Raw genomic sequence first — 13,082 nt, forward strand, 5'->3', positions numbered from 1 at the left:
GGTGATGAGGCCCTGAAATTCGAGACGCAAGGAGCAGACATGACAAACCTGGCCAGCATCGTTGGTGCCTCGGCACAACGGGACCCCTCGGGAGTCGCCATTAAATTGGATGACATTGAGATTTCCTTTGGAGCCTTGGAGGTGCTCAGCGCCAAGGTCGCTGCCCTGCTGGCCGAACGCGGTGTCAAGCAGGGAGACAGGGTCGCCCTGATCTCGCCCAACCTTCCCCAGATGCCGCCGATCTACTACGGAATCCTGCGCTACGGGGCCATTGTGGTGCCCCTGAATCCGCTGTTGAAGGCGAGGGAGGTGGAGTACCACCTGCGGGACTCCGGCGCCGTGCTGGCCTTTGCCTGGGAAGGGGTCATGGGCGAAGTCGCGGCTGGTGCTGCGGAGACCGGGACGGACATCATTCCCATCGATGCCGGATTCATGGCCCTGCTGGCACCGCTGGAGCCGCTCTCCGCCGTGTCGCCGGCCGAAAAGGACGACACTGCCGTCATTCTCTATACCTCAGGCACCACGGGCAAGCCCAAGGGTGCGGAGCTGACGCACGAGAACCTGCGCAGCAACGCCGAAGTGTCTGTCAGCCTGTTCAGCAGCCAGCCCGGGGACGTGATCTTTGGTGGGCTGCCGTTCTTCCACATCTTTGGCCAAACCTGCGCCCTGAACTCGGCAGTAATGGCCGGTGCCGCCGTGACGCTGCTGCCACGTTTTGACCCGGTCAAGGCGCTGGAGATCATCCAGCGTGACAAGGTCACCATCTTTGAAGGGGTGCCCAGCATGTACATTGCACTGCTGCGCGCGCCCGGCCGGGAAAACTATGACCTGAGCACGCTGCGCCTTGCCGCATCCGGCGGGTCTGCGCTGCCGGTGGAGATCCTGCACGAGTTTGAGACCACCTTCGACGCCACCCTGCTGGAAGGCTACGGCCTGTCCGAAACGTCCCCGGTGATTTCCTTCAACCAGGTGGACGGGATTCGCAAGGCCGGTTCCGTGGGCACTATGGTGGCCGGGTCTCAGATGAGGGTGGTCGATGATGCGGGGGCCGACGTCGAACCCGGTGCCGTGGGTGAGATCGCCGTTGCCGGACCCTATGTCATGAAGGGCTACTGGAACAATCCCGAGGCGACGGCCGCTGCCATCCCCGACGGCTGGTTTCGCACGGGAGACCTGGGCCGCCAGGACGAGGATGGTGTGTTCTTCATCGTGGACCGCAAGAAGGACATGATCCTGCGCGGCGGCTACAACATCTACCCGCGCGAGATTGAGGAAGTCCTGTACGAGCACCCTGCCGTGGCTGAGGCCGCCGTTCTTGGGAAGCCCGACGACGTCCACGGCGAAGAGATCTGTGCTGCGGTTGCGCTCAAGGACGGTGTGGCAGGTGCCGACGATCCGTCCGCGCTCATCGCTGACATCCAGGAGTTCGTCAAGGCCCGGGTTGCGGCGTACAAGTATCCGCGCCAGATCATCATCATGGACGAGCTGCCCAAGGGGCCCACCGGCAAGATCCTCAAGCGAGAAATCACGGTTCCGTAGCGCTCGCAGGCAAGCGGCCATACACCCCCCTGCCGAGGTGTGAGTTCGCGCCCTCTCCCAAATGCGACGGCGTGAGGCACCTTGGTCGCCTAGGACACCTCCCGCCGTCGTAATTCAGGCGGTATGGAGGTGCTCGCGGTAGGGCGTGATGTCACACCTCGGCAGAAGCGCAGGGCGTGATGTCACACCTCGGCAGAAGCGCAGGGCGTGATGTCACACCTCGGCGGGAAGGGGCGGGGGTGGGGTTAGCTCAGCAGCCAGGTGGCCTGGACGGCAATCGTGACATCGCTTTGGCCGGGCGCGATCTCCATGGCACTGTCGACGGACATGGCGGCGCGGGCCATCATGGGGCGAGGTCCGCCCTGGGGTGCATTGACTTCGACGACGCCGGACACCTCACCAAGGGAGCATCCGGCCAGGCTGGCGTACAGCTCGGCGGCCCGGAGGGCGTCGGCCCAGGCGGCTATACGTGCCGCATCCTGCGCTTGTGATGGGTCGCTGACCACCGGGGTGAGCCCGTTCAGTCGGACGTTGTTGTTTCCGGTGTCCACTATGGCGCCGATGATCTCCTCGGTGTCCTTCCCGTAGCCTAGTGGGACGGTCAGCGTGCTGGAGACGGTGTAACCGGTGACGATGGTGCCGCTCCCTTCCTGCCAGCGGGTGTCGACGCGCACATCCAGTGACGTTGAACTGATGGAGTGCTGCTCAACACCCTTGGAGAGCAGGGTGGCGGTGACGGCGTTGACTGCCACGCTGGCCTTGGAGTAGGCGTCTCGCACCGTGGGCTGGGAGGCCTCGATGCCGATGTTGATGTTGAAGTGGTCGGGGGCTGCCTGGGCGGTGCCTTGTCCTGTGACGGTAATGGAGCGGGCTGATTCACTCATTGATCAGTTCCTTGTCTGTGATGTTGGGTGCTTCGTTGGCGTTGCTGAGGTTTGGGGCTTGAAAAATTGCAGCCGGGCGATCGCGGGCAGCTCGCGATAGCCACCCAGTGCAAGTCCTGCGTTGCGTTCAAAGAAGTTCCGGCTGCCGGGATCCCCGGTCCGCCACCACGAGTAGGCGGCGCAGGCAAAGTACAGCGGCAGGAATGGCAGGCCCAGGCACCACGCGTATTGCGTGGCGTGCCCGGCCTCGTGGGCCAGCAGGTCCGGACGGGAGTCGATGAAGGCTCGCTCGGCGCGGTAGAACACCACATTGCCCACGGTGAAGGCGCCGGCCAGTGGTAGTTTCGGCTGGTAGTCGGTGCCTAGCAGCAGCCCTCGAGGTCCCTTCTGAACCGGGGTGCGTGTCAGCGCCGCAAGCAGCAAGCCGGCCGCGGTGGACAGATTGAGGGCATTGGCGACGGCCCGGAAGCGCTCCGCCCTGGTCAAGGGCGCTTTCACGGAGCGGCGTCCTTGGCCGGCACGGGTTCCGTCCGGGTCACTGTGAGTGTTACCAACGCCGCCGCTGTGCCTGGTTTGGAATGGTCGCAGGAGTCCAAGGGCCACTGGATGTTGATTGCCTGCCCCGCAGCATTGATGAGCCAGATGCTGGGCAGGATCTCACCGTAGTCCAGACAGCTTGCCGGGCCGCGCTCGCTGGACTCGGCGAGTGCCGCCAGAAGCGGGGCGTAGTCGCCGGTCAGGTGGTCTTCACTCAACTTGTTGTTCATGGACTCCAGCATGCAGCGGACCACCTCAGCCGTGACAAAACCATCCGGCACCCGGCCCTTGAGCAGCGCGGCAGGCCCGGTGGAGGTGGCCTCCCAGCCGGTTGCCGTGGAACAGTCGACGGCGGGCTGCAGCGCAGCAGGTTCCGGCAGGTATTGCTCGGGGGAGACATCGGGGGAGGTACAGGACGTGAGCAGCAGCGCACCCGCTGCCAGGACCAGGGCTGCTACCCGACGGCGTGTCATGTGCCCGGTCCCGGATTTGGCAGCACCTGGGTGTCCACGACCCTCAGCGCGTCGATAGCTTCCTGCGTGTCCGGTTTGCCGAACGTCATGCCGCAGGTATCGGTGGGCCACTCCACCTGCACTGCGTCCCCTGCGGCATTGACCAGCCACAGGCCCAACCGCAACTCCATAATGGCTGGGCAAACGGTATTCGCTTCCCCCCTTTTCGCTGGGTTGGTCCAAAGCTGCAAGCAAGGCTGTGAAGTCGCTATTGAGCTCTTCTTGCGAAATGGTCTGCCCGCCATTCTCACCGGCCGGACCTGGCCGGCAGACAAATATCTTCTCAGGCACAAATCCCTTCGGTACCGATCCCATCAGCGGTGACGGCGCCGGGGGAGTTTCGGGGCCGTTGGGCCAGCTGTCGTTTACGGACAGCAGGCAGTCAACTTTTTGCTGCACCACGGCAGGTTCCAGATAATACTGGCTCACCTTGCCGGTGAAGATGGTGCACCCTGACAACGCCGCCGATGAGAACAGTGCGAGGCATGCCAGCAACACGCTTGCACGTGGGCGACGCTTCGCAGGGGAGAGGGCGGCCATGGCTACTGCCCGGACCCCGGCACAACCTTGGTGTCAACCACTGTCAAGGCATCGATGGCTTTTTGCGTGTCCGGCTTGCCGCTGGCCTGCCGGCATTCAGTGGTGGGCCAGGCAGCATCGAGGGCCTCCCCGTCGGCGTTGACGAGCCAAAGGACAGGGATGGTTTCTAGAACCGCCCTACAAGCCACTTGTTCGCCATCGGCACGGTCGCTGGGCACGGCGAGGGCGGCCAGCAGCGGGGCGAAGTCACCGTGCAGCTCCTGCTGCTGGACAACCTGCTTGGTAGTGCCGTCCACCTCAGCCATGTCAGAGCGGCAGAGGAACACCTTTTCCACCACAAAATCCGCTGGAACGCTTCCCCGGGGCTTGGCAGGATAGCTGATGTCCGAGTTGCTGGGGAAATCGTCCAAAGACACCGGGCACTCAATGCCCTTCTGCAGCGTGGCCGGTACCGGCACAAACGCGGTGATGGTTGGCGCTTCCAAGGTGGGGGAAGGTGCAGGCTCTGCAGCGGTGCAACCGCCCAGCGCCGCAGACGGGACCAGCGCAAGGCAGGCCAACAGCGGCAGGCGGAAGGCCGGCGTCGTACGCTTAAAGCAAGGAGTGACCATGAGCGTTAGCGTAACAAGGCGGGCACGGAAATGGGTCGCGAAGCGGTAAAGAGTTGGGTTCAATTGGGGCAGGCGCCGTCAACTAGACTGGTTGAGGCGGGAGGAGCTACCCCGCCGCTTACTCGCACACGAGCTTAGGTAAAAACTGTAGATGTCTGAAATGCCCCAAAAGACGGCAGAGATGCCCGAACCAACCACCGAACCCGCAACGGTCCCGGATCCCCTTGACGAAGCCGCCATCGGTGCCGCCGTCGAGCACGCGCTCGCAGCCATTGCCGCCGCAGCCACCCTGGACGAGCTGAAGACCGCGCGGCTGGCGCACACCGGTGAAAAGTCGCCGCTGAGCCTGGCCAACCGCGAAATCGGCGGGCTCGCCAAGGAATTCAAGGCCGCCGCCGGCAAGATCATGGGCGCCTCGCGCGGCCGGGTCGCCAAGGCGCTCGCAGCCCGCACCGAGGTGCTCGAGGCCGAGGACGCCGCACGCATCCTCGTCGAGGAAACCGTTGACGTGACCGCTGCCCCGCGCCGCCGCCGCGCCGGTGCCCGCCACCCGCTGTCCACGCTGCAGGACCGCGTCTGCGACATCTTCGTGGGCATGGGCTGGGAAATCGCCGAGGGCCCGGAGCTGGAATCCGAGTGGTTCAACTTTGACGCACTGAACTTTGCGCCGGACCACCCGGCCCGCGAAATGCAGGACACCTTCTTCGTGGAGCCGCCCGAAGCGCACCTGCTGCTGCGCACGCACACCTCACCGGTGCAGGTCCGCTCCATGCTGGAACGCGAGCTGCCGATCTACGTGCTGTGCCCCGGCAAGGTGTTCCGCACCGACGAGCTCGACGCCACGCACACGCCCGTGTTCCACCAGTTCGAGGGCCTGGCCATCGACAAGAAGCTGTCCATGGCGGATCTGCGCGGCACGCTGGAGCACTTTGTCCAGCAGATGTTCGGTGCGGAAGCCATCGTGCGGATGCGTCCGAACTTCTTCCCCTTCACCGAGCCGTCCGCCGAGATGGACATCTGGCACCCGGGCGCCAAGGGCGGCCCGCGCTGGATCGAGTGGGGCGGCTGCGGCATGGTCAACCCGAACGTACTCCGCGCCGCCGGCATCGACCCGGACGAATACTCAGGATTTGCCTTCGGCATGGGCATCGAGCGGGCGCTGATGTTCCGCAACGAAGTGTCCGACATGCACGACATGATCGAGGGCGACGTACGATTCAGCGAACACTTTGGGATGGAGATCTAAGTACGTGCGTATTCCACTGACTTGGCTGCGCGAGTACGCGCAGGTACCGGCTGGCGCAACAGCCGAAGATGTAATGACCGACCTGGTCAAGGTTGGCTTTGAAGAAGAGGACGTGCACCGTCCGCTCGATGAGATCAGCGGCCCCATTGTGGTGGGCCAGGTCCTGTCCAAGGAGCCCGAGGCACAGTCCAACGGCAAGACCATCAACTGGTGCACTGTCCGGGTGGTTCCCGAGGGTGCCGAGCAGACCCTTTCCATTGAGGGCATCGACCCCTCCGGTGTGCAGGGAATTGTCTGCGGTGCGCACAACTTCGAGGTGGGGGACAAGGTGGTTGTGACCCTGCCCGGCGCCGTGCTGCCCGGGGACTTCCGCATCACCCCGCGCAAGACCTACGGCCACGTCTCCGCCGGCATGATCGCCTCCGTGCGCGAGCTCGGCATCGGCGAGGACCACGACGGCATCCTGGTGCTCTCCACCCTGGGCCTTGACCCGGAACTAGGCACCGATGCCCTGGCCCTGCTGGGCCTTGACGACGAAGCCGCCGAAATCAACGTCACCCCCGACCGTGGCTACGCGTTCAGCATCCGCGGCGTGGCCCGCGAATATGCGCACGCCACGGACAGCGTGTTCACGGACCCGGCCTCGCTGGTGACCGTGACCGCCCCTGAAGGTGGGGGACACGCCGTCGAGCTTGCCGACGGGGCGCCGATCTACGGCAAGCCCGGCTGCGACCGCTTTGTGGCCCGCACCGTGACCGGAATTAACGCAAGCGTGCCAACCCCGCCGTGGATGTCCTCGCGCCTGCGCCTGGCCGGGATCCGCTCCATCTCCCTGCCCGTGGACATCTCCAACTACGTCATGCTGGAGCTCGGTGCGCCGCTGCACTTCTACGACGCCGACAAGCTTTCCGGCACGATTGTGGTGCGCCGCGCCGCCGCCGGTGAAACGCTGGCCACCCTTGACGGGAAGGTCCGCAAGCTCGACGCCGAGGACCTGCTCATCACCGATTCCTCGGGTCCGATTGGCATTGCCGGAGTCATGGGCGGGGCCTCCACCGAGGTCACCTCCGACACCGCGAACGTCCTGGTTGAGGCCGCGCACTTTGAGGAAATCTCGATTGCCCGTTCGCGCCGCCGCCACAAGCTGCCCTCCGAGGCGTCCAAGCGTTTCGAGCGCGGCGTTGACCCGATGGTGGCCGACATTGCCGCCCAGCGCGCCGTGAACCTGCTGGTTGAGCTGGCCGGCGGCACCGAGTCTGCGGCGTCCACCGACGTTGGCACGCCTGCGGTTGCAGCGCCTGTGTTCCTGCCTTCCGGCTTCACCTCGGCCCGGATCGGCATCGAATTCACGCAGTCCCAGATCATGGGCTCGCTGACGGATTTGGGTGCGGACGTCGAGAAGGTCGACGGCGGATATTCCGTCACAGCCCCGAGCTGGCGCCACGATTTGGTCACCAAGGAGGACCTGACGGAAGAGGTCGCCCGCCTTGTCGGCTACGACCTCATCCCGTCCACGCTGCCCACGGCACCTCCGGGCCGCGGCTACTCACGGGTGCAGCAGCAGCGCCGCCGCGTGGTCCAGGCCCTCGCGGACTCCGGCCTGACCGAGATCCTGGCGTACCCGTTCGTGTCGAAGGTTTCCAACGACACCTTTGGTGTGGCCGAGGTCGGTGCCGCGCGCTCCGCCGTGAAGCTGGCAAACCCGCTCAGCGAGGAGTTCGGCTTCCTGCGGACCTCCGTGCTGCCGGGCCTGATCGAGATTGCCAAGCGCAACCACTCGCGCGGCTTCCACGACCTGGGGCTCTTCGAATCCGGTCTGGTGTTCCTGCCGTCGGATTCCATGGGCACCGCGTCCATCCCGCCGTTGGGTGTCAAGCCGTCCGACGATGTCTTGGATGCTTTGTACGCTGGCATCCCGTACCAGCCGCTCACCATTGCCGCCGTGTTCACGGGCAAGGATTCCCCGGCTGCACCCGCACATGCACCGCGTGCCTGGGACTGGGCCGATGCGATTGACGCTGCCCGCCTGGTGGCCGATGTGGTGGGTGTGGAACTTGTGGTGTCGCAGGGCTCACACCAGGCGTTCCACCCGGGACGTGCCGCCGAGCTGACGCTGCGCAACGGCGAGGTTGTCGGCTACGCTGGCGAACTGCACCCGAAGCTGCTGGCCGAGCTGCACATGCCGGCCCGCTCCGTGGCCATGGAGATCAATGCGGACAAGGTCTTCGCCGCTGCGGCCGACGTCATTGTGGCCAAGCCGATCTCCACGTTCCCGGTGGCAACCCAGGACGTTGCCTTGGTGGTTCCCGCAGAGATTCCGGCACATGACGTGCTGGAAACCCTGCGCGAAGGAGCCGGCGAGCTGCTCGAAGACGTGGCCTTGTTTGACGAGTACCAGGGCGCTGGCATTCCCGAGGGACGTAAGTCGCTGGCCTTCGGCCTGCGCTTCCGTGCCGCCGACAGGACCCTGACGGCCGATGAGGCATCGGCAGCCCGGGCATCCGCCGTCGAACTTGCTGCCGAAAGGTTCGGCGCCACCCAGCGCTGACCTCTGGTGCCAACCGGTCCGGCCCTGCAGCCTGATTGATAAATGCGCCCGCTCCCCATAAATGCGCCCCGTCCAACGGGCGCATTTATGGGGAGCGGGCGCATTTTTCCAGTAGTGTTTGACCGCCACCCTCGGGGCCTTTCCTGCTGCCCACGCATACTGAGGCATGGACATTAATCCGGTGGTGCACCGTTGGAAGTTCGCGGCTGCCCTTGCAACTTGTGTGGCAGTGGTGGTGGCACTGACCGCGTGCGGAGGCCCCGCGCCACCGGCCGGCAGCCAGCCGTCGGCAGGGTCAGGGGATCCCGGTCAATGGCAACTCCTTGACCCAAGCGAGGTTACGCCTGAGGCCATCACCCTGCAGCTGGGTGTCTCCCGGGTGGGCTGCGCCGGAGGGGCAACAGGGGAAGTGTTAAAACCGCAGGTGACATTCGAGGGTGGCCGGATCATCATCCAGACCGACGTCGCCCCGTTGCCCGAGGGTGCCTACACGTGCCAAAGCAACGACCTTGTTCCCATCACGGTGGAACTCCAGGAGCCCGTGGGAAACCGGGAACTGCTCGATGCCCGCTGCTTGGACAGCAACAATTGGACAGCAACAACCTGAGCAACACTTATTGCACGGACGGCGGAGTACGCTGGAGCCCGTGAGCTTGCCTATGGCCTTGGGGGCTGGAGCCCGCGGCGCCCGCGATCAAGAACTGCGCTTGACCTCCCTGCTCAGTATCACGTGCGTGCCGTCGGAGGGGCTTAGGGTGTCGACCCGCCAGGCGCCGCACCCGGCAGCGCATCTCATATATGTCACCTGCCCCAAGGATGTTGCGTGGGTGGATTCGGGCTCCCAAACATGGTCAGTGGCAACCGCCGAGGCTGTGTCGTGAATCTTCTCGCAAGTGTCGTGGAAAGTCATACCCCCACTATGCTGTAATGGTCTTATGCAACTCAACCCTTACGGTGAATATGCGGTCCTCCTTGCTGAGTCCCTGGCAAACGAGTTTCCGCCTGATCGAATCGGCATCATTGCCAGGGCGCGTGACTTTGGCATGACCATGGACTTCATCCCGGGCCCGCAGGACCATGCCGGGGTCCGCCAGGTCATTGACGATTGGCTGGCGGTCGTCGACGCAAAGGACCAGCCTGAGCGGGCCGCCCTGCTGAACGCGCAGATGGCCGCCGAGGCCACCTACCCCCGCCTGGTGGACCATGACGGCGAAGGTTGGCACCTGCACTACCGCGACGACGATCAAACCTTGCCGCACGTACTGCGCGCGGTCATCAGCGTTGGCACCGCCCTGCACCTGACCACCCGGGGCATGGGGCGGCTTGGCCGCTGCGCCGCAGGAAAAGCGCCGGGTGATCCCTGCGCCGCCGTCATTGTTGACGTTACCCGCAATGGCCGCCAGCAGTACTGCTCGGTACGATGCGCCAATCGTTCTGCGGTGCGGCGCCACCGTGCCCGGCAATCCGGCTGACCAGGCGGCGCACGACGGCGCGTCCCGTCTGCTGCGATATCGGCATCTGCCCTGCCGGTGCCCCGGAAGACGGGTCGCGCCGTCGGGCAACATGAATGGCCTGATGCCCGGCCTCCGCCGTTCACGCTCGAGCAACAAGGCATGTTCACGGATCGTCCCCAACATTGCGGTGAGCGCATTGTTCGCATAGTATTACAAACATGTTATTTCGTGTTGATGCTGCATCGACGCAGTCGCTTGCGGACCAGATTGCTGTCCAGGTGCGTGCGGGAGTTGTTGACGGAAGCCTGGCGCCGGGGGAGCGCCTGCCGCCCGCGCGGGACCTCGCCACGGCGCTGCAGGTCAACATGCACACCGTGCTGCGGGCCTATAAGCAGCTGCGCGACGAGGGCATCATCGAGATGCGCCAGGGGCGTGGGGCATTTGTGCGCCAAGACGCCGGCCCCGGTCTCGTAAGGATCACCGAATTGGCAGAACAACTATTGGAAGAAGCGCGCAAACTGGGAATGTCCCAGCAGGATCTCGCGCGTTTGATTGGGGGAGTTGCACAAGCATGACTGAGGTACAACAAAGGACCAGCGCCACCCGGCGCATCGCCGCCGGCATTCTCGGACTGTTGCCGTTGTCTGCAGTCGCGGTGACGTGGCTGATGTGGCAGGACAAACTGCCCGCCGAACTGGCCTCGCACTGGTCCGACACCGGGGCGCCCGACGATTTCATGACCACCGGAACTGCGCTGGGCCTCGGCCTGGCCCTGACGGGAATCCCGGGCGCCATCGCCCTGGTCTCAGCCTGCATGAGCACCCTGCGCCCCGCCCTGTTACGCGGCATCCTCGGGTTCGCCGGCATGATCTCCGGCATGGGCGCCGGTACCTGGCTGATCTCCGCAGGCCTGACGTTACAGGCCGGAAGCGCCGAAAACGCGGTCCTCGGCTGGTGGCTCGCCGCACTCATTGCCTCGTTCCTGTTCGGCGCCATCCCTTATTTCACGGCTCCGAAGCCACAGTTCACCACGACGCGGCACGAAACCCGGCTCCCGCTGGGCGAGCAGGAATCCGGGGCCTGGTCCCGGACCATCACCTCAAAAATGCTGCTCTGGATGCCGGTTGCGCTCCTCGCATTGACCGCCGCACTGTACCTCCCGGCGGTCCTGGACGGCAGCGGTGCGTCGTGGATTGGCCTTGGCACGATGCTCGCCAGCGTCATCGTCGTCTCACTCCTCGCCCACCTGCAGGTGACCGTCGACTGGCGCGGCCTGCGCATCGTCTCCACCCTGGGCCGCATCCCGCTCAAGCGCATCCGCCTCGAGGACATCGTCGCCGTCGAGGTTACCGAGATCCGTCCCGCCGAATGGGGCGGCTGGGGTTACCGGGTCATGCCCGGCCGTTCTGCCGTCGTCATGGGCGCCGGCCCCGGCCTCGTCATCACCACCACGGCCGAGAAGCAATTTGCCGTCACCGTCGCCGATCCCGGCACCGCGGCCAGCCTTTTGCTCGCGTTGCGGGATAGGAAGCACGACGGCGGATCCCACCCGAGCGCCACCGAACAGACCGTGTAACTCACCCGCTCCCAACCTCGGACGACGGCGCGTCCCGGCTCCCACTGTCTCGGCACCCAAGGTGCCGATCGCGTGGGCGACGGGGGCCGCCGTCGTACTTGCTTTACAGGGCGGCGGATTGTTCATCGTAGTGTTGGGGCATGACGGAGGAAGCCTTGGATTTTGAGAGCGGATGGGTGGACGTTCCCCACGCGAAAATCTACTGGGAAGCAAGCGGCAATCCCCGGGGAATTCCCGTCCTGTATCTGCATGGCGGACCGGGCGGTTCCCTGGGCGGGGGCGGCTACCGCGGCTGGCATGGCGGCGACAGGTTTTGGACCATCGGCCTGGATCAGCGCGGATGCGGCAAAAGCACGCCCACCGCCCAAGACGATTTGGAACATTTGGCGGCGAACACCACGCCGGCGTTGATTCGGGACATTGAAGCCGTCCGTGAACGTCTTGGCATTGCGCACTGGATCGTGACGGGTATTTCGTGGGGGAGCACCCTCGCGCTGGCGTACGCACTGGCCCATCCGCACAGGGTTTTGGGGATCGCCGTGGTTGCTGTGACTACAACCAGCCGCGACGAGGTTGACTGGATCACCGAGGGCATGGAGCGCATCTTCCCCGAAGCGTGGCACGAATTCTCGGTAGCGTCCGGCGCCACCGCCAGGGAGCGGCCAGTGGAGGCCTATGCCCGCCGGCTGGCGGGTGCTGACAGGGAAGATGCCCGGCTGGCGGCCGAGGCGTGGGACCGCTGGGAATCGTGGCACGTCTCGCTCTTTTCCCCGGAACTGCGGGGCGCATACATCGCCGATGAGAGGCGCCGCATGACGTTCGCCCTGCTGGTGGCCCACTACTGGTCCAACGACGGGTTCCTCGCCGGCGGGCAGGAAATTCTGTCCCGCATCCACGAACTGGACGGCATACCCGGCCACCTCATCCATGGCCGTCGCGACGTCAGCGGACCCGCCATCACGCCATGGAAGGTGCACCAACGGTGGCGCGGCAGCAAGCTCACCATCGTCGAGGATGAAGGGCACGTCGGGTCCACGTCTTTACAGGCCCTGGCCGCCGCTGTTCAGGAGATTAGGGCCGGGCTCTAGGATTTTTTGTCTTCCCGGGCGGCTGCCTCGCCCTTCGGCGGCGGCTGCCAATTCCGAGTCGTCGATGCTGAGCATGACGCTGCTGTCCCGCAGGTGGAAAAGTGCATCATGAGGTCGCGGCCATTGGCCTTCCAGCTGCTGGGCGGAATGTCCTCGTCATCCCACGGCCGGGCGGGCTCGCCGTAAAGGGCCGTGAGCTGGCGCTGGATCTCATCGTGGCCGCGGCGCGCGATCGGGGAGGCCGGCTCCACGATGCGAACATGTGCCCGGGCTGGCCCGTGGAGCAAGCAAAGTGCTTCGTGTTTAAATCCTTGCGGTCGGGCTCAAACTCGGCCCCGGACTCATACCCCAATGCGCGAAACAGCCCTGCACGCCGCTCATCAGATTCCGGTCATACGCACGCCGCCAACAGTTTGGCCAAAGCTGCAAGGGCGCCGGGTTCAGGCACAAATTCTGGCATCGGCTCAAGGGCGGTCATGGAACGAGACCACCCGTAACAAAAAACCTGCCCCGCAATAGTGGCCCAAAACCGTGAAAAGGCGATCAT

14 protein-coding genes are annotated in these 13,082 nt (G+C 65.0%); 8 read left to right on the plus strand and 6 right to left on the minus strand.

Annotated elements, in window-relative coordinates; all coding sequences use genetic code 11:
- Positions 1 to 39 precede the first annotated feature (39 nt).
- Complete coding sequence (locus art_RS20425; RefSeq protein WP_038467920.1) at positions 40 to 1,539, plus strand: long-chain fatty acid--CoA ligase; 1,500 nt, start codon at positions 40 to 42, stop codon at positions 1,537 to 1,539.
- 245 nt (positions 1,540 to 1,784) lie between these two features.
- On the opposite strand, the gene art_RS20430 is transcribed toward art_RS20425, so the two are convergent.
- The 5 genes from art_RS20430 to art_RS20445 form a co-directional block, all read right to left on the minus strand.
- Positions 1,785 to 2,423: an SIMPL domain-containing protein gene (locus art_RS20430; protein WP_038467922.1), complete on the minus strand. Its 639-nt coding sequence runs from the start codon at positions 2,421 to 2,423 to the stop codon at positions 1,785 to 1,787.
- 3 nt (positions 2,424 to 2,426) lie between these two features.
- Positions 2,427 to 2,921, minus strand: coding sequence for a hypothetical protein (locus tag art_RS20435; RefSeq protein ID WP_325169867.1), 495 nt, complete (start codon positions 2,919 to 2,921; stop codon positions 2,427 to 2,429).
- Positions 2,918 to 3,433: a hypothetical protein gene (locus art_RS20440; RefSeq protein WP_038467924.1), complete on the minus strand. Its 516-nt coding sequence runs from the start codon at positions 3,431 to 3,433 to the stop codon at positions 2,918 to 2,920. Before art_RS20440 ends, art_RS20435 begins: the two co-directional genes overlap by 4 nt.
- On the minus strand, positions 3,430 to 3,603 hold the full coding sequence (locus art_RS22450; protein WP_157875388.1) for a hypothetical protein: 174 nt from the start codon (positions 3,601 to 3,603) through the stop codon (positions 3,430 to 3,432). Before art_RS22450 ends, art_RS20440 begins: the two co-directional genes overlap by 4 nt.
- Before the next feature lie 411 nt (positions 3,604 to 4,014).
- Positions 4,015 to 4,623, minus strand: a complete 609-nt coding sequence (locus art_RS20445; protein ID WP_038467926.1) for a hypothetical protein — start codon at positions 4,621 to 4,623, stop codon at positions 4,015 to 4,017.
- Positions 4,624 to 4,783: 160 nt separating this feature from the next.
- On the opposite strand from art_RS20445, the gene pheS reads away from it, so the two are divergent.
- The 7 genes from pheS (at position 4,784) to art_RS20480 (ending at position 12,535) form a co-directional block, all read left to right on the plus strand.
- On the plus strand, positions 4,784 to 5,869 hold the full coding sequence (gene pheS, locus art_RS20450) for a phenylalanine--tRNA ligase subunit alpha (RefSeq protein WP_225437408.1): 1,086 nt from the start codon (positions 4,784 to 4,786) through the stop codon (positions 5,867 to 5,869).
- Between the two features lie 4 nt (positions 5,870 to 5,873).
- Positions 5,874 to 8,417 (plus strand): phenylalanine--tRNA ligase subunit beta, encoded by a 2,544-nt coding sequence (gene pheT / locus art_RS20455; protein WP_038467928.1) that lies wholly within the window; start codon positions 5,874 to 5,876, stop codon positions 8,415 to 8,417.
- Between the two features lie 166 nt (positions 8,418 to 8,583).
- Entirely contained in the window at positions 8,584 to 9,024 is a 441-nt protein-coding gene (locus art_RS20460; protein WP_038467930.1) for a hypothetical protein, read from the plus strand.
- Positions 9,025 to 9,352: 328 nt separating this feature from the next.
- Positions 9,353 to 9,889: a CGNR zinc finger domain-containing protein gene (locus art_RS20465; RefSeq protein WP_038467932.1), complete on the plus strand. Its 537-nt coding sequence runs from the start codon at positions 9,353 to 9,355 to the stop codon at positions 9,887 to 9,889.
- Between the two features lie 200 nt (positions 9,890 to 10,089).
- A complete protein-coding gene (locus tag art_RS20470) occupies positions 10,090 to 10,446 on the plus strand; it encodes a GntR family transcriptional regulator (protein WP_038467934.1) in 357 nt (118 codons plus the stop codon).
- On the plus strand, positions 10,443 to 11,447 hold the full coding sequence (locus art_RS20475) for a hypothetical protein (protein WP_038467936.1): 1,005 nt from the start codon (positions 10,443 to 10,445) through the stop codon (positions 11,445 to 11,447). Before art_RS20470 ends, art_RS20475 begins: the two co-directional genes overlap by 4 nt.
- A 140-nt stretch (positions 11,448 to 11,587) precedes the next feature.
- Positions 11,588 to 12,535 carry an alpha/beta fold hydrolase gene (locus art_RS20480; RefSeq protein WP_038467938.1) on the plus strand — a complete coding sequence of 316 codons (948 nt, stop codon included), beginning with the start codon at positions 11,588 to 11,590 and terminating at the stop codon, positions 12,533 to 12,535.
- Here the strand turns inward: art_RS20480 and art_RS20485 are convergent.
- Positions 12,532 to 12,786, minus strand: coding sequence for a hypothetical protein (locus tag art_RS20485; protein ID WP_162182081.1), 255 nt, complete (start codon positions 12,784 to 12,786; stop codon positions 12,532 to 12,534). The genes art_RS20480 and art_RS20485 overlap by 4 nt on opposite strands.
- Positions 12,787 to 13,082 lie beyond the last annotated feature (296 nt).

Source organism: Arthrobacter sp. PAMC 25486, from assembly GCF_000785535.1.
GTDB lineage: Bacteria > Actinomycetota > Actinomycetes > Actinomycetales > Micrococcaceae > Specibacter.

Coding starts and splice junctions, on each gene's coding strand:
- art_RS20460 (WP_038467930.1), top strand. CDS start 8,584: ATGGACATTAATCCGGTGGTGCACCGTTGGAAGTTCGCGGCTGCCCTT.
- art_RS20470 (WP_038467934.1), top strand. CDS start 10,090: ATGTTATTTCGTGTTGATGCTGCATCGACGCAGTCGCTTGCGGACCAG.
- art_RS20465 (WP_038467932.1), top strand. CDS start 9,353: ATGCAACTCAACCCTTACGGTGAATATGCGGTCCTCCTTGCTGAGTCC.
- pheS (WP_225437408.1), top strand. CDS start 4,784: ATGCCCCAAAAGACGGCAGAGATGCCCGAACCAACCACCGAACCCGCA.
- art_RS20480 (WP_038467938.1), top strand. CDS start 11,588: ATGACGGAGGAAGCCTTGGATTTTGAGAGCGGATGGGTGGACGTTCCC.
- art_RS20425 (WP_038467920.1), top strand. CDS start 40: ATGACAAACCTGGCCAGCATCGTTGGTGCCTCGGCACAACGGGACCCC.
- art_RS20475 (WP_038467936.1), top strand. CDS start 10,443: ATGACTGAGGTACAACAAAGGACCAGCGCCACCCGGCGCATCGCCGCC.
- art_RS22450 (WP_157875388.1), bottom strand. CDS start 3,603: ATGGAGTTGCGGTTGGGCCTGTGGCTGGTCAATGCCGCAGGGGACGCA.
- art_RS20445 (WP_038467926.1), bottom strand. CDS start 4,623: ATGGTCACTCCTTGCTTTAAGCGTACGACGCCGGCCTTCCGCCTGCCG.
- art_RS20440 (WP_038467924.1), bottom strand. CDS start 3,433: ATGACACGCCGTCGGGTAGCAGCCCTGGTCCTGGCAGCGGGTGCGCTG.
- art_RS20430 (WP_038467922.1), bottom strand. CDS start 2,423: ATGAGTGAATCAGCCCGCTCCATTACCGTCACAGGACAAGGCACCGCC.